Origin of the sequence: Streptomyces sp. NPDC050549 (assembly GCF_040655035.1) — a bacterium.
GTDB lineage: Bacteria > Actinomycetota > Actinomycetes > Streptomycetales > Streptomycetaceae > Streptomyces.
The window spans coordinates 59,398-82,349 of record NZ_JBFAJD010000015.1; the positions used below are offsets into that span (position 1 = coordinate 59,398).

The following is a 22,952-nucleotide window of genomic DNA, read 5'->3' on the forward strand; positions in this document are numbered from 1 at the left end:
GATGGGTTCATGGCATTGACGACGGCGTTCACGAAGCTGTTCGGAGTGCAACACCCCATCGCCTTGGCGCCCATGGGCGGTTCGGCCGGTGGTGCGCTTACCGCGGCCGTCTCCCGTGGCGGCGGGCTCGGTCTGCTGGGCAGTGGCAACGGCGAACGCGACTGGCTGGCACGGGAGTTGGCCATAGTTACCGAGAACACCACGAACCCGTGGGGTATCGGCTTCCTGACCTGGCAGATAGATGTCGCCGCGCTTGAGCACGCCCTGGAACACCAACCCCGGGCGGTGATGCTGTCGTTCGGAGATCCGAGCCCGTTCGCCGGGCGAATTCACCGCACTGGTACGCCACTTGTCATTCAGGTCACCGATCTGGAGGAAGCCCGGCGGGCGGTGGACCTGGGTGCCGACGTGATCGTGGCGCAGGGTTCCGAGAGCGGCGGACACGGCGCCCGGCACGGTCGCTCCACGCTGCCGTTCGTGCCGGTCGTCGTCGACCTGGCCGCTCCGATACCGGTACTGGCCGCCGGCGGCATCGCCGACGGCCGTGGGCTGGCCGCCGCTCTCGCCCTGGGAGCCGCCGGTGCACTCATCGGCACCCGCTTCCAGGCAACCACGGAAGCCCTGGTCGCCCCCTCGACCAGCGCGGCCATCGTCCAGGGCCACGGCGCGGAGACCGAGCGCAACAGGATCCTCGACATCGCCCGAGGCTCCGACTGGCCGTCGAAGTACACCGCCCGCACACTCGGCCATCCGTTCCTCGACCAGTGGCGCGACCGGGAGGCGGAGCTCGCCACCGACCCCCACGCCCGGCACGCCTACCAAGTCGCCCTGTCCCAGGGCGTCATACCGGCCCTGCCCGTGTGGGCCGGCGAAGCCGTCGACCTCATCGACGACCTTCCCTCAGCCACCGACCTCGTCAACTCCCTTGCCACACAGGCCGAGGAGGCACTCGCCCGAGCCGGAAAGGAAGCCTGATTCCACCTGACTTCACCTCAGGGCTGCCTTGCGGCAGAGGATCTGTGTCCCCCTCGACTCATGCCCGTTCATCGTGGACACCGTCACGGTCCGGGTGCCGATGCCTTCGAAGTCGGCGAGCAGCGCGGTGAGCCACTCACGGGAGTGATGGCGGCACACCGCGCCGTCGCCGGTCTGGAACACGCCGTAACCGACGTCGCCGTAGCCGTCGTTGAGGATGGCGCAGTCGTCGTAGCGGCTGCGGTTGCGCTCGTCGTCCTGCAGCAGGAGGTCGCTGACGTAGAGGACTCCGCCGGGCTTGAGGACGCGGTGCAGCTCGGCGACGAGGCGGCGTTGGGCATCGTCGCCGGGGACACAGGTCAGTACGGCGAAGAGCAGAACCACGTCGAAGTCGGCGTCCGGGGAGGGCATGGACGGGGGTGTGTCCAGCGTGGCGAAGTCCATGGCGGGATGCAGGTGTTGGGCCCGTTCGATCATCGCCGGTGAGATGTCGGTGCCCGTCAGATCGCGGAAACCGTGCTGTTCGAGTTCGTCCAGCGTACGGCCGTAGCCGCATCCGTAGTCGAGAATCGCGGCCTGTCTGCTGATCCCCGCCAGCCAGGGCGGATGGAGGGGGTGGGTGAAGGACTTCGTGGCCGCGGCGGCGTCCCAGTAGTGGATCTGAGTGTCGAGATGGTCGGACACGGTGGATGCCTCTCTGCGGAACGGCAGGGACATCAGGGTGACCTAGAGTCGCCGAATGCGGCAAAGGACGTGCGTGGCGGCGGCCGGAGTGGTGGTCCTGGCCTGGGGCGAGTGGCTGAACCGGCATTGGTCTCGAACTCTCGTGGGAGAAAACGGGGGTGATGTCGAGGCAGTGGTCGTGTTGGGATACCGGAACCCTCAGCCGACGGCGAACTTCATCAACCGTTGGCGAGTCCGCGCCGGAGTTCGCTCCATCACCGATGACGGCGCGCACGACACTCGCGTGATCCTCAGCGGCGGTACGACGACCCACTGTGGTATCTCCGAGGCCAGGTTGATGGCCAACTACGCGCGGTCGGTGCTCAAGTTCGGCGGCACGCTGCTCCTCGAAGAGGAAAGCGCGACGACATGGGAGAACGTCACCCATGTGATCCCGCTGCTCGAGGACGCCGACCGCATCAAGATCGCCTCCCAGCCGGCTCACGCCCTCAAGGCCCGCGCGTACTTGCGGCGGCAGCGCCCCGATCTCGCGAAGAGGCTCGTGCGCGCGGACGACTACCGCCCCGGCGAGTGGCTGATCGTCAAACCGCTACTGGCGCTGTACGGGCTTTGGACGCTCCGCGGTCTGAAGGCCGATGAGCGTGGGACCACACCCCGGCTGACCCTCAACTCCCGGCGCCCAGGTCGTACAGCCCCGGAAGATTGACCACGATCGCCTCCTGGGTGCTGCGGGCGATCACGACCACCGCCTCCTCCGCGGGGTCGGGGTTCTCCTCGCGGTGCGGGACGAACGGGGGACGAAGGTGTAGTCGCCCGGGGACGTGCGCAGACGTATCTCCTCCGGCTGCGGACCCGCGTCGTCGAGAAAGACGAACTCGGGGTGTCCGCTGACCACGTGGATCGCGGTCTCGGACTCGCCGCGGTGGTGATCGGACGAGGTCGTGGAAGGGGCGACATGCGTCTGGCCCATCCACAGTTTCTCGGAACCGACCGTCTTCCCGCTCACCGCGGCGAACCTGCGCATGCCGCCGCTCCGTGCCGTGTCGCCGTCGCCCGCGAGGGTTCGATCACGGCAGCCGCCGAGGCGCTGCACTACGCCCAGCCGTCGGTGAGTCATCAACTCGCCAAGCTGGAGGCCGGGGTCGGGGTTCCGCCGTTGCAGCGGACGGGGCGCGGTATCCGGCTCACGGAGGCCGGTCGGCTGCTGGTGGAGCGGGCAGAGTCGATCCTCGCGCAGGTCGAGTCCGTGCACGCCGAACTGGACGAGCTGGCCGGGCTGCGCACCGGCCGGATCCGGCCGGCCGCGTTTCCCTCGGCGCTGGCCACCCTGGTGCCGCTCGCCGCCGCCCGCGTGTCCGCCGAGCACACTGCCGTCGAACTGACCCTGCGGGAGGCCGAACCGCCCGACGCGCTCAACTGCCTGCGCAACAACGACGTGGACGTGGCGCTGATCTTCGAGCACGGCGATCCGCCGCAGCGCGACCGCCGCGACACCACGACGACGCCGCTGCTCGACGAGCCGTTGTACGTGGTCACCACGGCGAACCGGTGCTGGGAGGGGCCCCGGGCGGAGCTGGCCACCTATGCCGACGCGCGCTGGATCGCCGGGTGCGAGCGCTGCCGGGAGCATCTTGTCGCGGCGTGGGGGCGGGCCGGGTCCGAGCCGGCGGTCGAGTTCGAGACCGACGACTACGTCGCCGTACAAGCACTCGTCGCGGCCGGGCTCGGTGTGAGCCTGCTGCCGGGACTCACCCTCCTCGCCAACAGGCACCCCGGGGTCAGTCTCCACCGCATCCCCGGCATGCGCCGCCAGGTCGTCGCCGCCGTGTACGGCAAGCCGCCCGCGTCGCGGCCCGCCCAGGTACTCCTCGACGCACTCGCCGCGACCGTCACCGAACCGGCATGGCCCTCCTGACCTGTTCAGCCCCACCTTCACCTTCGTCACCGACGGCATCCACAGCGCACTCGCCCGGGCCAAGGCCGCAGCCGGTGACCGGAACGTCGACATCGCCGGTGGTGCGAGCACGGTCCGGCAGTACCTCGGGGCGGGGCTCGTCGACGAACTCCAGCTGCATGTGGTTCCCGCGCTGCTCGGCGACGGACTGCGGCTCTTCGAAGGAACGGGCACGGGACGGCGGCGCGTCGAGCAGGTCAGAGTGGTCGGCACTCCTCTCGCCACCCACGTGAAGTACCGCTTCGTGAAGTGACCGTTCCGTACCGCTCCGTCGGCACGATCACGCCGCGTTCTGCAACGAGATCGGGTCGCCCACCCGGACCGTGCCTGCCTCCAGGACGTCCAGGTACACGCCGAGACACGAAAGTCGGCCCAGGTCGAAGACGGGTACGCGGTGTTCCCGGGCGACCGCGCGCATGATGGCGGGGTCCGGCGGGAGTTCGTCGTGGCCGAGGGTGGGGACCACGCAGCGGGGTGTCGGCACCAGGACCCGGAACAGGGCCTCCCCCACCCGCAGGCACGAACCCACCCAGGCGTCCTCCGGGAAACCGGGGCCCCCGGGGGTGTCGACGACCAGGTTCGGCCGGAAGCGGCGGGCGTCGAAGTCCCCCGCGGGGTGCACGGCACGCACCCGGTCCAGGGCCGCGGTCGTGACGAGATGGACCCGGCCGTAGTCGAAGAACGTCCCCGGGGCGACGCCGCCCGTCGTGATGCTCTCCCCGGTGACGTCGACGGTCGCCGACTCCCGCACGGAGTCCGGGACACCGCCCTCGTACGCGGGCACCGCGCGCTCCAGCCTGCTGTCCTCCGGCACGACGGCCGACAGGAAGACCTGGCGGCCCAGCAGTTTGGACAACTCCCCGTCCAGGCGCGGGTCTTCGACCGGGAGCGCGGTGCCGTCCGGCAGTACGACCCTCACCGTGCCGGAGTCGTCGAGGCGGCTGCGGCAGCGCAGCAACTCGCCCCACTTGCGCGGGTGTTTGGCACTGCCCACCGCGCCCGTGCCGTCGAGGACGGCGTAGACCCGGTCCCCGGAGAGCCCGCGCTCCGTGACCGCCACGGCGACCACAGCCTCGCCGACCATCGACTTCACCGGATAGCGGTACAGTGCCGCGACAGTCCCCATGGTGCAATCTCCGTCAGAGGGTGAGCAGTTCCTCGTAGAAGCCGCCGAACTGCCTTTCCTCGTCGATGAGATGGATCTCCAGGATCCAGTGACAGGCGCGGCCGGCCTTGTCGGTGCGGCGCATGGGGGTGACGTTCTCCGGAGTGACGTACGACTCGACGTGCGCGCCCTCGATCGTGTCGTGCGGGAACTCTCCGACCAGGTGTCCCGCGTGCCAGCCGCCCAGCTCCCAGCCCTCCTTCTCGGCGAGGCGGACGACCTCGGCGTACAGGCGCTCGCCGGTGATGTCCGGGGTGTTCTCGAAGAAGCTCCGGCCGGCCGTGAACACCTTGGGCAGGTCGTCGCGCAGCCGATGCTTGACCGGGTCGTCGCCGAGGACGAAGGTGCGGCCGAAGTCGGCCTCGTACTCCTCGAAGATCGGCCCGAAGTCGGCGAAGACGATGTCGTCCGCGCCGATCACCCGGTCCGGCGGGTTCTCCTGGTACGGCTTGAGCGTGTTCGGTCCCGAGCGCACGATCCGCTTGTGCCAGTGCCTGGTGGTGCCGAACATCTCGTTCGCGAGGTCGCGGATCCGGTCGCTGACCGCGCGTTCCCCCTCGCCCGGCGCGACGAGCCCGCGTTCCTCGATCTCCGCGAAGAGCAGTGCGGCCTTGGCCTGGGCATCGAGCAGACGTGCGGCCCGCGTGGGTTCGTCATCAGCCATGGGCCGAACCTAGCCAGCCCGATCATTGTCGGCAACGGGATTCCGCATGCCGGGCCCGCCGCACCCCGTGGCGCGGGGCGGCGCGTTCATCCGGCGACGCAGGAGGCACGGGCCAGGAAGTGGTGCGGGGCGTCCTCGTAGCGGGACAGGTCCCAGCCCGCCGTGCGCGGGCGGGGCGCAGATGGTGTTCCGCGAGGGGGTCGTCCGGGTCGGTGGGGCGGCCGTGGCGGACGGCGCGTTCGGCGCGGCCGGAGGGGTGGTAGAGCAGCAGGGTGCCGTCGGGTGCGGTGACCCGGGCCCATTCACGCAGGGCGGTCGCGGGGTCGGGTACGTGGTTGATCAGGCCCGCGCTGAAGACGGCGTCCAGCGCGGCGGTCGGCAGCGGCAGTCGGCAGGCGCCGGCCGGCAGCAGGGCGCCGTCCTTGGCGCGGCCCTCGCGCCGGGCGGCGGTGAGCATCGCGGGCGCGAGGTCGATGCCGAGGACGAGGCCCGCGTCGCCGACGTGTGCGCGCAGTGCGGGCAGCGCCCGGCCGGTGCCGCAGCCGAGGTCCAGGACGCGTGCGCCGGGGCACAGTTCCATCCGGTCGACGGCCGCCGCATACCGGGGGCCGTCGTCCGCGAACCGTTCCTCCCAGGTGGCCGCACGCCGGGTGAAGAAGGCGCGGGTCGCAGTCCGCTCTGCACGCTCCGCGACGAAGGCGGCGAAGCGCTCGAACACGCCGTCGCGGTGCCGGGCCAGTACGGCCAGTTCGGCGGGCGCGGACTCCACCAGGCCGGGGGCGGTGGCCGCTTCCTCGGGGAAGGCGTCGGCGAACGCGGCGACCGCCGTCTCGTCCACCTCCAGGTGGAACTGCGTGCCCACGCCGAGCCGCCGATCCGGAACGCCTGCACCGGGTAACGGTCGCAGGAGGCCAGCAGGGTCGCCCCGGCCGGCAGGTCCATCGTGTCGCCGTGCCAGTGCAGCGCCCGCAGCCGCTCGGGAAAGCTCGCGACGTGGGTGTCGGTGTGCGCGGCCTCGGTCATCCGTACGTCGGCCCAGCCGATCTGCGCGCCGTCACCAGGCCGTCCGGAACCGCCCGCCGCTACGGCCGGCAACTGCGCGCCGAGACACACGGCCAGCACGGGGATCTCGGCGTCCAACGCGGCGCGCAGCAGCGCCAGTTCGGCGCTACGGCCGGGGAAGTCCTCATAGGCGGCCATCGCCCCGCCCATCACCATCAGACCCACCAGGCCGTCGGCCGTGTCCGGCACCGGGTCGCCCGCCCAGGTCCGGCAGACCCGGGTCGGCAGCCCGGCCGCCTTGAGCGCGGCACCGATGGCATAGGGGCCTTCGCGCGGTGCGTGTTCCACGATCTGGATCACGGGCGACCGCCTCTCCGCACGACCGCACCCAGCCGATCGCCGAGTGTCCTGTCTCAACGTAGTTAGTCGTCCGCATGCCGCTGACCTGCGTGGACTGGATTGAGTGAGACGCGGGGACCGGGTCGTCGCGACAGATCTCAGTTGATTCCGGTCAGTTCCGGGGAGTGGAGTGGCTTACCAGGCCCGGCAGCGCAGGACTGGGCCGAAAGGCCCTGCCTGGAAAGACACCGCAGGTCAGTCGGTCCCTGGCGGCCCGTCAGCAAGCGTTAGACAATGGCCTCAAGAACCAGGACCAACTTGGACAGAGGGGGGCGAATCATGAGGCTCACCTGGCGTGACGCAGCCACGTCGCTCTTCATGACGGCCATTATCGTGATCTACGTTGCCTATCTGCGGGACACCGGCGCGTGGCTGATCTCCAGCACCCGGGGCACCGCGACCGCGATGCTCGTGCTCGGCGCGGTCGGCGGCTGCTCCCTCGGGCGCATCGACGAACTCTTCACGGAGAGCTGCTCCCGGACCACGCACATCTTCGCCGTGTTCGCGAGCCTGCTCGGCGTGACGGCGCTCAGTGCGGCGATCATCGCCCTCGTCGCGGCGAATGCGACAGCGCTCGCCGTGCTCTTCGCCGCCACCATGGCTCTCTGGGGCGCCGCCACCATCCGCCACGCGCTCACCTCGACGCCCGGCCCTGGAACGGGCATCGACGCCCGCACCCATGAGGCCATCGACCACAGGCCCGCCCATCACTGAGGCCACCCCACCATCACACGAGGCGACGGCGTCCACACGCAGTCCTGCAGCGGACGTAGACGCCGTCCATATACCGCGCCCACGTACGACAACTCGATACGCGGCTCTGCGTGGTCCATCCCAGCCGGTACGGCCATCCGGCACCCCCAGAGCCCTCGGTCGCGTGACTCGGTTCACCGAGACAGAAGCCCGAACGACTCAGTTCGTCGAGAAAGCGACTCGCTTGAGCGAGACGGGACACCGAGACCAAACGCGGATACGGGACGAAGGGCCCGTACCGCCTGGCGAGCGCCAGGACATTCCGCCCATTGCCCAGCCGCGGGCGAAGACTCTCGCCGCGGACGGCGGCATTCCGGCGATCCCCCTCCCCGGTCGCGGCTTTCCCCGATGTGCCAGGACGGAGGAAACTCCCAGGTGGCGGATGCGACAAGGTCTGCGACGGGCGCGTCCGGAGCGGCTAGCTTGTGGACACACAGCCGGTGATAAATCCGGCAATCCAGATCTTTCTCTGTGAGGCGTTCCGTCATGACCTTGAGCATCCGCAACCAGATTCCCGGCACCGTCACGGCCGTCACGCCCGGCGCGGTGATGGCGACCGTGAAGGTACGCCTCGACGGCGGCCAGGACCTCACGGCGGCGATCACACTGGAGGCCGTGAAGGACCTGGGGCTCACCGAGGGCACGGCCGTACGCGCCATGATGAAGTCCACCGAGGTCGCACTCGCCACCGGCCGGGTGGAGGGGCTGTCCATCCGCAACCAGTTGCCCGGCACGGTCAGCGACGTCGCCACCGGCGGGGCGATGGCCGTCGTCAAGATCACGGTCGGCGGGGGCCAGTTGACCGCGGCGATCACCAAGGACGCGGTCGGCGACCTGGGGCTGGCGGCCGGTTCACCGGTCGTCGCACTGATCAAGTCGACCGAGGTGTCCCTGGCGACCGTCCGACCCGCTCGGGACGCGCCGGTCAGGCGCTGATCCCCGGCCCGCACCGCGCGGAGCGCCGACGCGTGCAGGCGCACCCGGACCCGGCCTCGGTCGCACCGTCCGGGAGCGCCTACGCCGCTCGGGAGAGGTAGCCGTAGCCGTAACCAGGTCACCGGTGAGGAAGGGACGTCCCGCGTGGCAAGGGACCGACAGGACACGGCCGAGGCCGCCGCCGACCCGGCCCGCCGCATCCCGCCCGGCCAGCGCCATGTGCACGGTTGGCCGGTCTCGCACTACGGGCCCGTCCCCCGCTTCCGCCCCGACCGCTGGAACCTGCGGGTCCACGGCGCCACCGCCGACGGCGCCGAGCACAGCTGGGCCTTCGACCGGCTGGCGCCCCTGCCGCATGTCACGGTCGTCGCCGACCTGCACTGCGCGTCCGGCCCGACCTCCACCGACCACGAGTGGTACGGCATTCCCGCCACCGCGCTCCTGGACCTGGTCCCGCCCGCGCCGGAGGTCACGCACGTCATGGCCTGGGCGGAGTACGGCTATTCCGCCAACCTCCGCCTGGCCGACTTCACGGCATCGCAGACCCTGCTCGCCACCCACCACAACGGCGAGCCCCTCACCGCCGAACACGGTTTCCCGCTGCGCCTCGTCGTACCGCACCTGTACGGCTACAAGAGCCCCAAGTGGCTGCGTGCCGTCGAGTACCTCACCGAGGACCGCCGCGGTTTCTGGGAGGAACGCGGCTACCACAACATCGCCGGCCCGTGGAAGAGCAGCGCTACTCCTACCAGGAGCAGGACGAGCACGGCTCGGGCCCGAACAACTGAGGGTCCGAGATCTCCGCCCGGGGTCCAAAAACCGCCATGCCGCCCGACGATCACGGCACGTACGCTCGTTCCCATGGTTGCGCATCGCATGGTTGACGTGAACGGCATTCGGCTGCACATCGCCGAGCAGGGCGAAGGCCCCCTGGTGGTTCTCCTGCACGGCTTCCCCGAGTCGTGGCACTCCTGGCACCGCCAGTTCGGCCCCCTGGTCGACGCGGGCTTCCGCGTGGTCGCCCCCGACCAGCGTGGATACGGCAGCAGTGACCATCCCGACGATGTCGACGCGTACACCATCCTCCACCTGGTCGGCGATGTCGTCGGCCTGATCAAGGAGTTGGGCGAGGAGAAGGCGTATGTCGTCGGCCACGACTGGGGCGCGCCGGTCGCCTGGCACACCGCGCTGCTGCGGCCGGACATGGTGCTCGGGGTGGCCGGTCTGAGCGTGCCGCCGCCGTTCCGGGGGCCGCACCGTCCCTTGGCCATGATGCGGGAACTGTTCGGGGGCCGGTTCTACTGGAACTACTTCGAGCGTCCCGGTGTCGCCGACGCGGAGTTCGCCAGGGACACCCGTGCCACGCTCCGCAAGTTCCTCTACTACGCGTCCGCCTCGGCGTCCCCCTCCGGTGAGATCGTGCAGCCGATGGTCGACCCCGAGCGTGGCTGGCTCGCGGACATGGAGGACCCCGAGGTGCTGCCGGAGTGGCTCACCGAGGACGATCTGGACGCGCTGGCCGAGAGTTTCTCCGGGAACTTCACCGGCGCCCTGAACTGGTATCGCAACCTCGACCGCAACTGGGAACTGACCGCGCCGTGGGACAGCGCCGTGGTCACCCGGCCCTCCCTGTACATCTACGGCGACCGCGACCTCGTCCCCGCCTTCCCCGGTGCCCGCGACCTCATCGAGCAGCTGCCCGACTTCATGCCCAACCTGCATCGCAAGCCCGTCGAACTGGCCGACTGCGGGCACTGGACCCAGCAGGAACGGCCCGACGAGGTGAACGCGGCACTCATCGACTTCCTCAGGGCCTGAGGCCGTGGAGTTTCTCTGCTACCACCGCGACCGGCCCAACTCCCTTGCCCTGCGCCACGAGTTGCTGCAGGAGCACTGGTCCTACATGGACCGGTACGCGAAGGAGATGATCGCCCGGGGCCCCACCCTGAGCGACGACGGCGACGCTCCCACCGGCAGCGTCCACATCCTCGACCTGCCCGATCCGGCCGCCGCCCGCGCGTTCGCCTTCGACGAGCCGAACTACCAGGCAGGCGTCTACCGGGACGTACTGCTGCGCCGGTGGCGCAACACGCTGGGGCGCACCATGTGGGACTTCCCCGGAGGCAGGACCGGCGGCAACCGGTACCTGGTGATCGGCCTGGGCGCCGGGCCGCAGTCCGCGGCAGACCTCGCGGTACCGCCCGGCCGGGACGAACTCATCGCGTACGGACCGCTGTTGTCCGACGACGGCGCCAACTGGCTCGGCACGGCGGCGTTGCTGCGCGCACCGGACCCGGCGAGTGCACGTGCGGTCCTGACCGAGGGGCGGTACGCGGACATCGAGGTGCACAACTGGCAGTTCGGCGGCCGACCCTCCTGACGGCACGTCAGGGTCGGCCATTGCACGGCGACTTGGCCGACACCGTGCCCACGCGCGAACCAGCCGCCAAGGGCCAGCAAGCCGTTCACCCTCACCCTCCAGCCTGCTGGGAGGCACTGCCTCCCAGCAGAGAGGAAGCCGGTCGTGGCACCAGCACGGGTGACGGACGCACTCTGGCTGTCCGATGAACCACAACCGCGCCGCCTCAGGCCCGCTCACCGTCACCGTCCTCGTCTTCCCCGGCGTACGGCTGCTCGACGTGACCGGCCCGATCGAGGTGTTCGCGTCGGCCAACGAATTCGGCGGGCGTTATCGGGTTCGGATCGCCTCGGCGGACGGGGCGCCGGTGATCACCTCCGCCGGGACCCGTATCGGCGCCGACCTCACCGTCGACGACGTGCAGGAGCCGTACGACGTGTTGGTGGTGCCGGGCGGTCCGGAATGGGAGACCTTGATCAAGGACGACGCGCTCCTGGATGTGGTCCGGCGACTGCACGGCACGGCCCGTCGTACGGCGTCGGTGTGCACCGGCGCGTTCCTGCTGGCCGCGGCCGGACTGCTGCGGGGGCGCCGCGCCGTGACGCACTGGCGGCAGTCCCGGCAACTGGCCGTGCGTTTCCCGTCCGTGCGGGTCGAACCGGACGCCATCTTCGTCAGGGACGGGCCGATGATGACCTCGGCGGGCGTCAGTGCCGGTATCGACCTGTCCTTGGCGCTCGTCGAGGAGCACTACGGTGCCCAGGTCGCCCGGGCGGTCGCCAAGGACATGGTCGTCTTCATGCAACGGCCGGGCGGACAGTCCCAGTTCAGCGTCCGCTCCCAGCTCCCGCACTCCCGGCATGCGGTGCTCCGCCGGACCCTGGACGAGGTCGCCGCGAACCCCGGCGCCGACCACACGCTGACCGCGATGTCACGCCGGGCGGGCGTCAGCGTCCGGCACATCGGCCGGCTCTTCGACGAAGAAGTGGGGACCACCCCGGCCCGGTATGTGGAACAGGTCCGGCTGGAGGCCGCCCAGGTGTTGCTGGAGACGGGTGACGATTCACTGCCGGTGGTGGCGCGCCGCGCCGGGTTCGGTTCGGCCGAGTCGCTCCGCAGGGCGTTCGTCCGGCACTTGGGTGTGACACCGGGGGCGTTCCGGACGAGCTTCCGGACGACCGGCGCGGGCACGACCAACTCGACCTCCTCGAGCCGGAAGTCGTCGTCATTGATGGAGTACGCGGGTTCCCACGGCCGTTGATATCGGGCGGCCGCCGAGCCCGGTGCCGTAGCTGAACCCCGTGGTGGTGTGGCAGCGGGTCCGGCATCATCCCTGTGTGACTGTGATGCAACCCGTACTGGAGATCTTCGCTGCCGACGACTTCGCGCCGGAGGAGGACCACGGGCCGTGCCCGACCGACCCGCTCGGCGCGTTCCTGCACGGGCCGCTCACCATGCCCGACCTGTTCGCCCCCGGTGGGTCCCGGGTGACCGACACAGCCACCGCCACCGTCTTCGTCGAGGCGGGCTGCCGCAACGGCCTGGAGACCTGGCGGGACCGGCGTGAGGTGCTGGACGGCACCGGCTGCTCCTCCTTCTGTCACGCCCCTTCCTCTGCGGCCGGACGTGTCGACGACGCCGTGCGGCTGACTCTCGACACCCAGGCGAAGGACGGCAGCCCGGTGATCGAACTGCCGCTGGACCAGGTGCGCGCGCTCGTCATCGGCGCCCAGGCGGACTTGCGGAGCTTCCTCAGCCTCGCCGGAACCCGGGCCGGACAACACCTGCCGACACACGCCGCCGCCGTCACGGCCGCCTTGACGCGTGCACTGGACCCAGAGCCCACAGAGTGACCAGCTTTCTGACCCACCGGGCGCGCGTGCACGACGCCCGGCTCCCCCTTCACCGGCGGCACAGCGCGCTGCGCACCTGCCTCACCGTTTTTGCTCCATACGGCCTCCGGGCGACATACCACCACCTCACGCTCAGCGCCGGGATCCCCCGACGGCTGGAGGCGGACCCGGACGCGCCGGCGCGGGCGGTGGAGGAACTGCACGAGGCGCGGGTGCTGTGGCTCGTGCGGGCAGAGGAGTACGCGGTGGGGCGTCGGGCGGCGAAGCAGGTCGGGCGTCGGGCTGTACCGAACCCTCGGCCGTGGTGGCTGCGGAGCTGGTGGGAGAGCCCGGACCGTGCCTGGTTCGAAGACCCGTTTCGACACCCGTCGCTGCGGCTGTCCGAGTACGTCCGGCGGCAGAACGCGCTTCTGGACGGCGTCGATCTGCCCGGCTGCCCGGCTGCCCGGCTTGCGGGGACGAGGGACCGCTGGAGCCGAACTCGACCGGGCACGGCTGGGTCGAACTGTGCCGTGGGTGTGCGTGGGCGCCGTCGCCGTGTCCGTGCGGTCAGCGCCACCGGCTCGTGTCGGAGATCCCGTTCGGCTGGAAGGAGATCTGGCAGCGGGCGCACATGAGCGATGACGGCACGCCGAACCCGCACCGGCCCGCGTGACAGCCACTCGGACGCGGCACGGCGAACGCTCGGGAAGCCGAAGCCCGTAAGCCACCGCGAGGCTGGACCGGCCCGCGCGGGCCGCGGACCTGTACATCGGTTCCTGCCACCGCGCGTGCCGCAGGACGGCCGAGGCACTGGGACCCGACCGGCTGCTGATCCTCTCCTCGCGCCACGGCCTGCTCGGCCTCGACGACGACCTCGTCCGCTCCGACTGCGCAAGAGCCTTGTCACCTCAGGGAGTTGATCGGTTTCCGTCGCATCGAAAGGGCGGTCGGGGTGGCGACATGGCCCAGAGAACGGCCGGCCACGACGATCCAGGCCGGGACGAGCAGCACGTAGAACACGACGGCGGCCCAGACGAACAGGACCGAGCCGGTCCGCGCCGCGAGCGCGCTGGTCGCGGTGACGAGCGCGCCGACCGGGAAGATGAACGACCACCAGGTGGGCGCGAACGGCAGCCCCGTCCGGATCGTCCGTGCGGTGAGCCCGGTGGCGAGCGCCAGCCACAGCAGGGCGAAGCCCCACACCACGACTCCGCCCAGCAGCGCGAGGACCTCGGCGCCCCGGGCGTAGGGCGCAGGCAGGGTGCTCGGTGCCGCCACGGCCAGCGCGCCGAGTGCCGTCACCGCTTGCCCCAGGGCCCCCAGGCCGATCCACACCGTGGGCACGATCGCGCCGGTGGGGGCGTCGTGGTGCACGAGGCGGCCGTAGATCATCGCGAGGACCAGAAGCGCGGCGACGAGGCCGAGTCCGAGCATCGCGTAGCAGCCCAGGAGAAGGGCGAGGCGGAGTTGGCCGGCCGGTGCGTGGGGGACGAGCAGGGCGCCCGTCGCGGCGGAGACCATGGGCGGTACCACCGGCATCAGCCAGCCGCCGAACGCCGCGTCCGGCGCGAAGCGGTGCCGGGTGACCATCAGACAGGGCACCGTGCAGGCGGCGGCGAGGCCGAGTGCGGTGCCGAGCGACCACAGCACCCAGTCCACGTCCAGCGCCGCGTGGAGGCCGATCGCCCGCCGACCGAGCAGCAACGCCCCGGCACCCACCGTGAGCAGTGCCATCGGCGGCGCGCCCAAGAACTGCGCCAGGACCGGATCAGCCGCGTGCGCCCGCAGGGCCCGCTGCCGCAGATACCTGGCGGTCAACAGGACCAGCAGCAGTACGGCACCCAGCCACACCACCGTGGCGGCGGTCCGCAGCCCGGGGAAGCCACGCGGCAGGGTGGCCGCCGCGTCGGCGACGATGCCGGTGCCCATCACGGCCGCGAACCAACTGGGGCTGAGCGGCGGACGCGTGGCCCTGGGAGCCGTGGGCGACAGGGAACGGGTGAGTGAGGAGGGGAACATGACCCGAACGTAGGCCGGGGGTGGGGCAGCGCCGCAGGCCACGTCCCGATGCAAGGGCGTCGTGGCAGATATCGAGCGCGTTCGTGTCAGTGGTGCAGCGGGAGCCGCAGTGTGAAACGAGTGCTGCCGTCCGGCGGGGCGAGCGTGAGGGTTCCGTCGTGGAGGGTGGCGACGTCGTGGGCGATGGCCAGGCCGAGTCCGAAGCCGCCGGTGTCGCGGGCGCGAGCGTCGTCGAGGCGGGTGAAGCGCTCGAAGATGCGGGCGCGGTCCGGGGCCGGGATGCCGGGCCCGTCGTCCTCGACGCCGAGGACGGCCTCGCGGCGCCCGGCGTCCTGGCTCAGGCGGACGGTGACCGTGCTGCTCGCGTGCCGTTCCGCGTTGTCCAGGAGGTTGGCCAGCACACGGGCGATCAGGGCGTGCCGGCCCGGCACGAGTAGTGGGCCGGCGTCCGTCACGACGTGCAGGGTCGGGCGGGACGGCGGGCGGCGGGCGATCTCCTCCCGGACGAGGCCGGTGAGATCGACGGGTGCGCCGGGCCAGGCGCGGCCTTCTGCGTGTTCGGCGTCGAGGCGGGCCAGCAGGAGGAGGTTCTCCGTCAGGGTCTGCAGCCGGATGGTGTCGTCGTGCGCGGCGCCGACGACCTGCGGCCAGTCCGCGGACTCGGGCCTGTTGAGGGCGAGTTCGAGTTCCGTGCGCAGGCAGGCGAGCGGGGTGCGCAGTTCGTGGGAGGCGTCCGCGGTGAACCGGCGCTGGCGGTCGACCGCGGTCTGCAACTGGTCGAGCGTGGCGTTCATGGTGACGGCCAGCCGGGCGATCTCGTTGCCGGTACGCGGGACGGGGACGCGCCGGTCGAGGTGGCGTGCGCTGAACTCGGCGAAGTCGGCGCGGATGGCCTCGACGGGGCGCAGCACCCGGCCCGCCGCGAACCACGTGGCGCCCGCCACCAGCAGCGTGATCCCCGCGACGCCGACGAGAAGGGCCCGGACTACGGTGTTCAGGCGAGCTTGTTCGGCCTCAAGAGACTGAACGAGGACGACGCTGTTGGGGGACAGGCCCATGGCCATGGACGACCGGTCGACGACGACGCGGATCGGTACGGGCGCGCCGGCCGGGTCGGCCCACGGAAGCAGGGACAGCTTTCCCGTGCTCTGCCCCGCCTGCCGCGTGGGTCGGCACAGACTGATGTGGGTGTTCCTGAAGCGTTGGATCCGCTGGAAGGACCGGGTGCAGTCGGGCGGGTCCATGACGGTGTTCAGCAGCGTGTAGGCGTCCAACTCGGCGGCGGATGTACGGCGGGCGGCGCTCTGCAGCAGGGACGTGCGCTCCGTGAGAGCGATGGGCACCGCGGCCGCGCTCAGCGGGATCAGGGTGATGACGGCCGCCAGGAGGGCCAGTCGCAGCCGGATGGTGGCGGGCCGTGGGCGGCGTAGCAGCCGCGGCAGGTGACGGGCTCGGTTCCAGGTCACGGCCGGCTCCCTTCCGGCGCGTCGAGCCGGTAGCCGGCCCCGCGGACGGTGCGGATGGTGTGCCGCTGGAAGGGCGTGTCGATCTTGCGGCGCAGTGCGCTGACGTAGACCTCGACGATGTTGACGTCGCCGTCGAAGCGGTCGTCCCAAACGTGTTCGAGGACCTCGCCCTTGGACACGGTCTCCCCGCCGCGGCGGGCCAGGTATTCCAGGACGGCGAACTCACGTGCCGTCAGTACGACGTCCGTGCCGCCGCGTCGGCAGCGGCGGGCGGCCGGATCGATCTCCAGGTCGCCGATCCGCAGCACGGCCGGCCGTTCCGGTCGGCCCCGGCGGATCAGGGCGCGCAGCCGCGCGGCCAGCGCGACGAAGGAGAACGGCTTGGTTACGTAGTCGTCGGCGCCGAGGTCGAGCCCTTCGGCCTGGTCGTACTCGCCGTCCAGGGCGGTGAGCATCAGCACCGGCACCCACATCCCCGCACGGCGCAGACGCTCGCACACCCCGAAGCCGTTCAGCTTCGGCAGCATCACATCGAGTACCAGTGCGTCGTACGCGCTCTCCCGCGCCATCTCCAGGCCCCGCAGCCCGTCGTACGCGACGTCGACCGCGTACCCCTCGCCCACAAGTCCACGGTGGAGCAGCGCCGCCAGGCGCAGGTCGTCCTCGACCACGAGTATCCGCATGCCCATCAGAATGGCCCCTCCGCCCTGTGGGCAACCTGAAGGCGGCCCGCTCCAAGTGGGCAGGGGAATGCGCGGGTTCGGATGCCGGGGCAACACCTCCCACGGCGTTCGTCCCGCGTGAACCGACGTGCTCCGGGTAGGAAACCGGGTCGGACGCGGCCGGACGGTCGCTCCCTGCACGAAGGGACGGTTGGGACATGACGTTGGAGCAGGCTGCCGAGGACGTGGTGGAAGCGGTCGTCGTGGACGACGCACGCCTGCTGCTGGTGAACGTGCAGGGCGGCTGGAGCCTCCCGTCCGGTGTCCCCGAGGAGGCCGAGACGGCACAGGCCACCGCTGCGCGCGTGGTGTACGAACTCACGGGCTACCTCGTGGACGGCTCAAGCCTTCTGGAACCCGGGGCGGAGGGCGGATCGGCCGTGGTGTGTCACCTGTTGAGCGACGATCCGTCCGGGGAGGCTCAGCTCACGGCGGGGCAGCTCCGCTGGGCACCGTTCGCCGAGGCCGTCGCCGGCGGGCTGCCCGCACCCGTGCGCACCTACCTGGAGGGCCATACGCCCGTGTAGGAACCCCTGCCCGCCCGCGGCCATCGAGGCGGCGGCCAAACAGGTCGGCGTCAGCCTGCAGGAGTACATCCTCTCGGCCGCCTACGCGCGGGCGACGGCCGTAGAAGACCGGTTCCTCGCGGGATTCGAGGAGTCCAGGTCGCGCAGTGGCGCGGCGTTCGCGGCCGAGCCGGGGACTGCGGATTCCAGTGCGGAGCAGCGGGCGGCCCAGGCGGAGGCGCTGCGACCCGCTCTACGCCGCCGCCGCGCGCGTCGACGCCCGCGGGATGGAGCGCGACCTCCACGGCTCCCTGCACCTCAAGGCGGCGGCGCTGTTCCAGACCCTCGCCAAGTTGCCCTGCCTGGAACACTCCGACGAGGCCTTCGCCCGGCACGCCACCGAGGCCTGTCTGATCCTCGACGAGCGCCGCCTCGACCACCCGTCCAAGGCGGTCGTGGCGCTCGTCCGCGACACGGCCTCCGGGGAACTGGGCCTGCCCAGGATCGCGCGCCGGCTGCGCGAGTGGACCACCGCCTGAGCCTCCCGGACGGGCTTCAGGACGTCGCCTTCCGGATGCGCGCGAGCAGAGTACGCAGCTGTGCGCGGTCGTCGGCGTCCAGTTCGGCCGTCGCCTCCGCAAGCGCGAGGCCGTCGACCTCCTCGGCCTCGCGATGGCACTCCCGGCCCTTGTCGGTGAGACGGAGAAGGAACGCGCGCCGGTCGTGCGGATGGCGTACGCGCTCGACCAGCCCGTCGCGCTCCAGGCTGTCGACGATGCTGGTAGTGGTGCGGGCCGCAACGCCGGTCATCTCGCTCAAGTCCCGCATGCGCAGCGGCTGTTCGGCGTGGGCGAGCATCCGCAGGGCGCGCAGCCGGGCGACCGAGGCTCCGTTGGCGCGCAGCCGGGTCTCCACGAACTGCCGTAGTCGGTGGGTCGTCTCGTAGAGCTCGTCGATCAGGATGTCGCTGCTGCCGTGCACTGCCATGACGTTCCCCGTTCCCCGTTTTCGCGGTGAGGACCGATTCTACGTTCCTCGACCGCGACCTATGAGCGCTCACATAGTGAGTATGCTCAGCATGTGCTGCTGTTCCGACGCCGTCCCGTCTCCCCCGCTTCCCCCGTCCCCCTTGTCGCCCGAATACGCCTCCGCCCGCGCCCGGGCCAGCGTCTGGTCGTGCCGGTCATGTGTGTCTGCGTGACGTTCATCGCGATCGTCGACGGAGCGATCACGACCGTGGCGCTCCCCTCCATCGCCCGCACGTTCCAGCTGACCACGGCCGCCCTGGACGGCGTGGTCGTGGTCTACCCGGTCTGTCTGGCCATGGCCATCCCCGCCTCGGCCTGGCTGGTGGAGCGGTTCGGCGCCAAGCGTGTGCTGCTCACCGCTCTCGGCGCCTTCCTCGGTTCGTCACTGCTGTGCGGCGCGGCGGCCGACCTCGCCCAACTCGTCGCCTTCCGCGCGGTGCAGGGGCTCTCCGCCGGACTGCTCTTCCCCGCCGCGTCCTCGTTGCTCTACAGCACCTTCAACTCGTGGGAACAGGTGCGGATCTCGCGGTACATGATCGTCCCGCAGCAGATGGCCCCGGCCGTCGCGCCGATCCTCGGCGGCCTGTTGGTGGACCACCTGTCCTGGCGCTGGGTGTTCTACGTCAACCTGCCGCTGGGTGTGCCCGCCGTGGTGTTCGGAGCGGTCTTCCTGGCCGAGCACCGCGGTCACCGGCCAGGCCGTTTCGACCTCACCGGGCTGCTGCTGAGCGCGGCGGCCCTGGGTTCCGTGATGTTCGGGGTCTGCGAGGGCCCCAACCGCGGCTGGTCCTCCCCCGCCGTCGTCACCGCCCTCGCGCTCGGCGCGGTCCTGCTCACCACCGCCGTCCTCTTCGAACTCCGCACCGCCGAACCGCTGTTGAGGCTGCGTCTCTTCGCGGACCGGCTCTTCCGGGACACCAACCTGATCAATCTGGTGGGCCTGGTGCCGATCCTGGGGGCCATGTACCTCGGCCCGCTCTTCCTCCAGCAGGGGCAGGGCCGTTCGGCACTGGAGTCCGGCACCAGCACCTTCCCGGAAGCCTTCGGTGTGCTGCTGACCGTCCAGATCGTCGGAGTCCTCTACTCCAGGGTCGGCCCCCGGATCATCATCGGCTCCGGCCTGGCCATGGTGAGCGGGGTCCTGCTGCTCTTCGCCACCTGCGACCAGGACACGGGTCTGTGGACCTTCCGTACGTACATGTTCCTCCTCGGCATCGGCATGGGCGGCGTCTTCATGCCGACCACGGTGGCCTCGCTGGCGACCGTCTCCCGCAAGGACCTGGCGCAGGCGTCGACTCTCAACACGGTCGTACGGCAGACCGGCGGCGCCTTCGCCCCGGCGGCGGTGACCACGGCCCTGGTGCTGAGCACGCCCGCCTCGGCCGCGGCGGATCCGCCCATCACCGCCTACCAGCACGCCTATCTCGCCCTGGCCGCCCTCGCCGCGGCGACCTCCCTCTTCGCCTTCACCATCCCCGACGGCCCGGCCCGCGCCGCCGCCCGTGGGACCACCCCGTCGGGCGAGACCGCTTCGCCGCGACGCCGACACGAGGAGGCGCACCAGCCGTCCGCACCCTCAGGGACTCACCGGTGAAACCGACCAGGAATCACGGGAGTTGAGTACGGAGGCCGCACACCCGGCCAGCTGTCTGTAGGTAGCCCTGGGAGACCGTCGCGCGCTCCTCGGGCACCGGGCCGCCGGCCTCCTCGGCCGGGGCGATGATCTTCTCCGGGCCCAACTCGCGGTTGGCCGGCACCAGTTGGTTCAGGGATCCGCGGCACAGGTCCTCGTACCGGGCCAACGCCCGTACCCGTATTCGGAGGGATCATCTCCAGGTAAGGTGACGGCGGTGCGCGAGGCCGGCATCGCCGCGATCTCGCCACGGCTCGCCCTGCTGGTGAAGGCGTCGGAGGCCATCGCAGCCGTCGACCACGAAGCGATCGGCCTGTTCGAGGAGGCACTCGCGGTACCCGGCACGGACCGCTGGCCCTTCGAACTGGCCCGGGTCCGTCTCGCGTACGGCGAACGCCTCCGCCGTGTGAAGTCCACGGCGGAGGCACGCACCCAACTCGCCGGCGCGATCGACACCTTCGAACGGCTCGGCGCCCGCCCCTGGAGGGTCCGGGCGGGCAGCGAACTGCGGGCGACCGGCCTGTCCGTCGGCGCGACCGGCGCGACCGGCCCGGCGTCACTGACACCGCAACAACGGGAGATCGCCCTCCTGGCGGCAGCCGGTCTCACCAACAAACAGATCGCCGAACGCCTCTTTCTCTCCCCCCGTACCGTCGCCGCCCGCCTGCGCCAGCTGTTTCCCAAGCTGGGCGTGGCCTCCCGCACCGCACTGCGCGACGCGCCGGCGGACCTGCCGCCCGAGTGGAGCGGCAGCGGCGATCAGAAGATGCCCTGCCCCGGTACCAGAATCCCCTTCGGGTCGTACGTCCTCCTGGCCTCGGCGAACCGGTGCCAGACCGGGCCGAAGTGCCGTCTCCAGTCGGCCTGTCGGAAGGGGATCGAGCCGACCGGGTACTGCGTGCCACCGGCCGCGCCGACCGTGTCGTAGGCGGACCGGTTGGCGCTCAGCAGCCGCTGCACCGTGGCCGTGTCCTCGGGCGGTGTGGTGCGCAGGACGGCGAAGAGGTACGGCACCGGGTCGTCGGGCATCCGCAGCAGCGGGGTGTGCAGGCGCTCGCGCAGCAGCGGGTAGAGGAGTACGACGCCCGGTCCCAGGTCGGCCGGGGTGAGCGCGTCGAGGAGGGTGGTGGCGAGGTCTGCGGTGCTGCGGCCTGGCAGCAGGAGGTTGAGCCAGGGGTGGGCGTAGGCCCACAGGCCCGCTTCCTTCAGGGCGGCGACGGAGGGGGCCAGCCGGTCGAGGAAGTCGTAGTAGCCGAGGTCGGTGATCTGGACGCCGGACACGGTGTGCCGCAGGCCTCTCAGGAGCGTGGTGTCGTCGGGGGTGTCCCCCACGGGCGGCCCGTAGGCGACGGCCTCGATGGTGAACTGGTCGAACGCTCCGGCGGTGTCCGCAGCGACCTGGCCCTCGACGTAGGCGAACCGTCCCCCGGTGGCGAGGAGGCGCTGGTCGTCGAGGAAGGTCCGCAGGTCGGCGTAGGGCAGGAGGTAGTGCCGTACCGTCTCCGGGGCGCGCACCAGGCGCAGGGTTGCGCCGACGATCACGGCGCACTGGCCGAGTCCGGCGAGCACGGCGTGGAACAGGTCGGGGCGCCGGGTGGGGGAACAGCGGAGCAACTCCCCCGCGCCGGTGACGACTTCGAGTTCCAGGACGTTGTCGACCTGTGCGCCGTGCCGGTGGGTCTGGCCGCCCAGGCCGCCGACGGACAGGGTGCCGCCGACGGAGAGTTCGAGGTAGTCGGTGAAGACGGGCGGAGTCAGGCCGTGGGCGAGGGTGGCCTTGGCGACGTCGCTCCACTTCGCGCCCGCCCCGACCGTGACCCGTGAACCGTCCGCCTGTACGGGCCCGATGGACGCGAGCGGCTGGGTCTCGATGATGAGCCCGCCCTCGACCTGCGCCTGCCCGTTCGTGCCGTGTCCCTGTCCGCGCGGCGCCACGCGAAGGCCGTGCAGATTGCAGAACCGGACCATCGCGACGACGTCCCGCACCGAGCCGGGCCGCAGGACCGCGGCCGGTCTGCGGTGCACGATGTGCCCGAAGTCGTCGGCGTCTGCGGTGAGCGAGGCGTCGTCGGTGAGCAGCGTCCCGTCGAGCCGCGGCACACCGCTCAGCGTTCGTCCGGAGTCGGTCACCGCCCAACTGCGGGTGAAGGGGTCGAACCCTACGACCACAGCCGAGGCACCTACCAGGCCGCGCAAAGCAGTACGTCGAGACGGCGTGCGGGTCATACGGTCCTCCCGAGACCGGCCGGATGTGACGATCAACGGCGGCTCAGTCTAGGCATGTTGGGGTCTGGGAGGCGGTTCCGACGCGGCGAGGAGGGACCTGGAGATCCGGGCCGAGGCGCATCCGCAGGTAGTCGCCGCCGCCCGGACCGGGACGCCGGTGCCCGTCCGGCCGCCAGCCGTGCCGGGCGTAGAAGGCCTGGGCCCGGCTGTTGCTCTCCCATGCCTCCAGCACGCCGGTGGTCAGTGAGGCATCGCGGAGAAACTGCACGAAGGCCGCGTGGAGCCGGCTGCCGAGGCCTTCGCCCCAGCGGCCGGGGCGGACGTGGATCTGGTAGAGCTGGCCCGTGGTCGTGGCGTCGACGTCCGCTTCGTAGGGCGGGCCCATCGCGAGGATGCCCACCAGTTCGCCTCCTCGTTCCGCGCACAGGACCGTCCTGTCGGCGGATCGGACGGCACGAGCCCAGCTCTCCCGTCGGCGGACGCGTGCGTCGGGAGAGGTCAGTTCCGCTTCCGGCACTCCGCCCGCGCTGTAGTACGCCGTGCGGGCCAGGGTGTGGAGATCGGTGATCCCGTCCGCGTCGTCGAGGTGCGCGGTGCGCAGATGCGTCTGAGAAGTCGTCACGATC

Annotated in this window: 23 protein-coding genes and 6 pseudogenes; 16 read left to right on the top strand and 13 right to left on the bottom strand. The window is 71.1% G+C overall.

Translation table 11 applies throughout. From position 1 onward, the window contains the following. The first annotated feature begins 9 nt into the window (after positions 1-9). Positions 10-975, top strand: a complete 966-nt coding sequence (locus AB0I51_RS22575; RefSeq protein ID WP_362977769.1) for a nitronate monooxygenase — start codon at positions 10-12, stop codon at positions 973-975. 12 nt (positions 976-987) lie between these two features. On the opposite strand, the gene AB0I51_RS22580 is transcribed toward AB0I51_RS22575, so the two are convergent. Beyond that, positions 988-1,692 (bottom strand): class I SAM-dependent methyltransferase, encoded by a 705-nt coding sequence (locus AB0I51_RS22580; protein WP_362977771.1) that lies wholly within the window; start codon positions 1,690-1,692, stop codon positions 988-990. 22 nt (positions 1,693-1,714) lie between these two features. Here AB0I51_RS22580 and AB0I51_RS22585 point away from each other — a divergent pair, with 22 nt between their 5' ends. Further along, on the top strand, positions 1,715-2,365 hold the full coding sequence (locus AB0I51_RS22585) for a YdcF family protein (RefSeq protein WP_362977773.1): 651 nt from the start codon (positions 1,715-1,717) through the stop codon (positions 2,363-2,365). Here AB0I51_RS22585 and AB0I51_RS22590 read toward each other — a convergent pair. Beyond that, positions 2,325-2,710 (bottom strand): annotated as a pseudogene (locus AB0I51_RS22590) (cupin domain-containing protein); the annotation flags it as partial. The gene AB0I51_RS22585 and the pseudogene AB0I51_RS22590 overlap by 41 nt on opposite strands. Before the next feature lie 15 nt (positions 2,711-2,725). Here AB0I51_RS22590 and AB0I51_RS22595 point away from each other — a divergent pair. Then, complete coding sequence (locus tag AB0I51_RS22595; RefSeq protein WP_362978010.1) at positions 2,726-3,574, top strand: LysR family transcriptional regulator; 849 nt, start codon at positions 2,726-2,728, stop codon at positions 3,572-3,574. A gap of 13 nt (positions 3,575-3,587) precedes the next feature. Then, positions 3,588-3,866 (top strand): annotated as a pseudogene (locus tag AB0I51_RS22600) (dihydrofolate reductase family protein); the annotation flags it as partial. A 27-nt stretch (positions 3,867-3,893) separates the two neighbouring features. Here AB0I51_RS22600 and AB0I51_RS22605 read toward each other — a convergent pair. From AB0I51_RS22605 to AB0I51_RS22620, 4 genes and pseudogenes are all read right to left on the bottom strand, one after another. Further along, a complete protein-coding gene (locus AB0I51_RS22605; RefSeq protein WP_362977775.1) occupies positions 3,894-4,739 on the bottom strand; it encodes an MOSC domain-containing protein in 846 nt (281 codons plus the stop codon). Positions 4,740-4,752: 13 nt separating this feature from the next. After that, entirely contained in the window at positions 4,753-5,442 is a 690-nt protein-coding gene (locus AB0I51_RS22610; protein WP_362977777.1) for a M24 family metallopeptidase, read from the bottom strand. A gap of 22 nt (positions 5,443-5,464) precedes the next feature. Then, positions 5,465-6,304 (bottom strand): class I SAM-dependent methyltransferase, encoded by an 840-nt coding sequence (locus AB0I51_RS22615; RefSeq protein ID WP_362977779.1) that lies wholly within the window; start codon positions 6,302-6,304, stop codon positions 5,465-5,467. Positions 6,305-6,402: 98 nt separating this feature from the next. Continuing rightward, a pseudogene (locus AB0I51_RS22620) lies at positions 6,403-6,660 on the bottom strand (gamma-glutamyl-gamma-aminobutyrate hydrolase family protein); the annotation flags it as partial. Positions 6,661-7,161: 501 nt separating this feature from the next. Here AB0I51_RS22620 and AB0I51_RS22625 point away from each other — a divergent pair. The 7 genes and pseudogenes from AB0I51_RS22625 to AB0I51_RS22655 all read left to right on the top strand — a co-directional run bounded on the left by AB0I51_RS22625 (position 7,162) and on the right by AB0I51_RS22655 (position 12,744). Beyond that, positions 7,162-7,557, top strand: coding sequence for a hypothetical protein (locus tag AB0I51_RS22625; RefSeq protein WP_362977781.1), 396 nt, complete (start codon positions 7,162-7,164; stop codon positions 7,555-7,557). Positions 7,558-8,082: 525 nt separating this feature from the next. Next, positions 8,083-8,532: a TOBE domain-containing protein gene (locus AB0I51_RS22630; RefSeq protein ID WP_362977783.1), complete on the top strand. Its 450-nt coding sequence runs from the start codon at positions 8,083-8,085 to the stop codon at positions 8,530-8,532. A 144-nt stretch (positions 8,533-8,676) separates the two neighbouring features. Next, positions 8,677-9,320: pseudogene (locus AB0I51_RS22635) on the top strand (molybdopterin-dependent oxidoreductase). Positions 9,321-9,393: 73 nt separating this feature from the next. Continuing rightward, a complete protein-coding gene (locus AB0I51_RS22640) occupies positions 9,394-10,350 on the top strand; it encodes an alpha/beta hydrolase (protein ID WP_362977785.1) in 957 nt (318 codons plus the stop codon). Positions 10,351-10,354: 4 nt separating this feature from the next. Next, positions 10,355-10,912 (top strand): YciI family protein, encoded by a 558-nt coding sequence (locus tag AB0I51_RS22645; protein ID WP_362977787.1) that lies wholly within the window; start codon positions 10,355-10,357, stop codon positions 10,910-10,912. Positions 10,913-11,096: 184 nt separating this feature from the next. Further along, positions 11,097-12,152, top strand: coding sequence for a DJ-1/PfpI family protein (locus AB0I51_RS22650; protein ID WP_362977789.1), 1,056 nt, complete (start codon positions 11,097-11,099; stop codon positions 12,150-12,152). Positions 12,153-12,237: 85 nt separating this feature from the next. Beyond that, a complete protein-coding gene (locus AB0I51_RS22655) occupies positions 12,238-12,744 on the top strand; it encodes a hypothetical protein (RefSeq protein WP_362978012.1) in 507 nt (168 codons plus the stop codon). Positions 12,745-13,629: 885 nt separating this feature from the next. Here AB0I51_RS22655 and AB0I51_RS22660 read toward each other — a convergent pair. The 3 genes from AB0I51_RS22660 to AB0I51_RS22670 form a co-directional block, all read right to left on the bottom strand. Then, positions 13,630-14,745 carry a TDT family transporter gene (locus tag AB0I51_RS22660; RefSeq protein WP_362977791.1) on the bottom strand — a complete coding sequence of 372 codons (1,116 nt, stop codon included), beginning with the start codon at positions 14,743-14,745 and terminating at the stop codon, positions 13,630-13,632. Between the two features lie 86 nt (positions 14,746-14,831). Beyond that, positions 14,832-16,211 (bottom strand): ATP-binding protein, encoded by a 1,380-nt coding sequence (locus AB0I51_RS22665; protein WP_362977793.1) that lies wholly within the window; start codon positions 16,209-16,211, stop codon positions 14,832-14,834. Further along, positions 16,208-16,894, bottom strand: a complete 687-nt coding sequence (locus tag AB0I51_RS22670) for a response regulator transcription factor (protein WP_362977795.1) — start codon at positions 16,892-16,894, stop codon at positions 16,208-16,210. Before AB0I51_RS22670 ends, AB0I51_RS22665 begins: the two co-directional genes overlap by 4 nt. 197 nt (positions 16,895-17,091) lie before the next feature. Here AB0I51_RS22670 and AB0I51_RS22675 point away from each other — a divergent pair, with 197 nt between their 5' ends. The 3 genes and pseudogenes from AB0I51_RS22675 (at position 17,092) to AB0I51_RS22685 (ending at position 17,978) form a co-directional block, all read left to right on the top strand. Then, on the top strand, positions 17,092-17,460 hold the full coding sequence (locus AB0I51_RS22675) for an NUDIX domain-containing protein (RefSeq protein WP_362977797.1): 369 nt from the start codon (positions 17,092-17,094) through the stop codon (positions 17,458-17,460). Further along, positions 17,447-17,683: pseudogene (locus AB0I51_RS22680) on the top strand (hypothetical protein); the annotation flags it as partial. The gene AB0I51_RS22675 and the pseudogene AB0I51_RS22680, both read left to right, overlap by 14 nt. Next, positions 17,649-17,978, top strand: coding sequence for a fic family toxin-antitoxin system, toxin component (locus AB0I51_RS22685; protein ID WP_362977799.1), 330 nt, complete (start codon positions 17,649-17,651; stop codon positions 17,976-17,978). The pseudogene AB0I51_RS22680 and the gene AB0I51_RS22685, both read left to right, overlap by 35 nt. A gap of 16 nt (positions 17,979-17,994) precedes the next feature. Here the strand turns inward: AB0I51_RS22685 and AB0I51_RS22690 are convergent, their stop codons facing one another. Then, positions 17,995-18,426: a MarR family transcriptional regulator gene (locus AB0I51_RS22690; RefSeq protein WP_362977800.1), complete on the bottom strand. Its 432-nt coding sequence runs from the start codon at positions 18,424-18,426 to the stop codon at positions 17,995-17,997. A gap of 198 nt (positions 18,427-18,624) precedes the next feature. Between AB0I51_RS22690 and AB0I51_RS22695 the strand changes: the two genes are divergently transcribed. Further along, a complete protein-coding gene (locus tag AB0I51_RS22695; protein WP_362978014.1) occupies positions 18,625-20,061 on the top strand; it encodes a DHA2 family efflux MFS transporter permease subunit in 1,437 nt (478 codons plus the stop codon). Positions 20,062-20,074: 13 nt separating this feature from the next. Here the strand turns inward: AB0I51_RS22695 and AB0I51_RS22700 are convergent, their stop codons facing one another. Then, a complete protein-coding gene (locus AB0I51_RS22700) occupies positions 20,075-20,269 on the bottom strand; it encodes a hypothetical protein (protein WP_362977802.1) in 195 nt (64 codons plus the stop codon). Between the two features lie 237 nt (positions 20,270-20,506). Between AB0I51_RS22700 and AB0I51_RS22705 the strand changes: the two are divergent. Further along, positions 20,507-20,800, top strand: a pseudogene (locus AB0I51_RS22705) (LuxR C-terminal-related transcriptional regulator); the annotation flags it as partial. A 59-nt stretch (positions 20,801-20,859) separates the two neighbouring features. Here the strand turns inward: AB0I51_RS22705 and AB0I51_RS22710 are convergent. Then, complete coding sequence (locus AB0I51_RS22710) at positions 20,860-22,269, bottom strand: FAD-binding protein (RefSeq protein WP_362977804.1); 1,410 nt, start codon at positions 22,267-22,269, stop codon at positions 20,860-20,862. Between the two features lie 100 nt (positions 22,270-22,369). After that, positions 22,370-22,948: a GNAT family N-acetyltransferase gene (locus AB0I51_RS22715; protein ID WP_362977806.1), complete on the bottom strand. Its 579-nt coding sequence runs from the start codon at positions 22,946-22,948 to the stop codon at positions 22,370-22,372. Positions 22,949-22,952 lie beyond the last annotated feature (4 nt).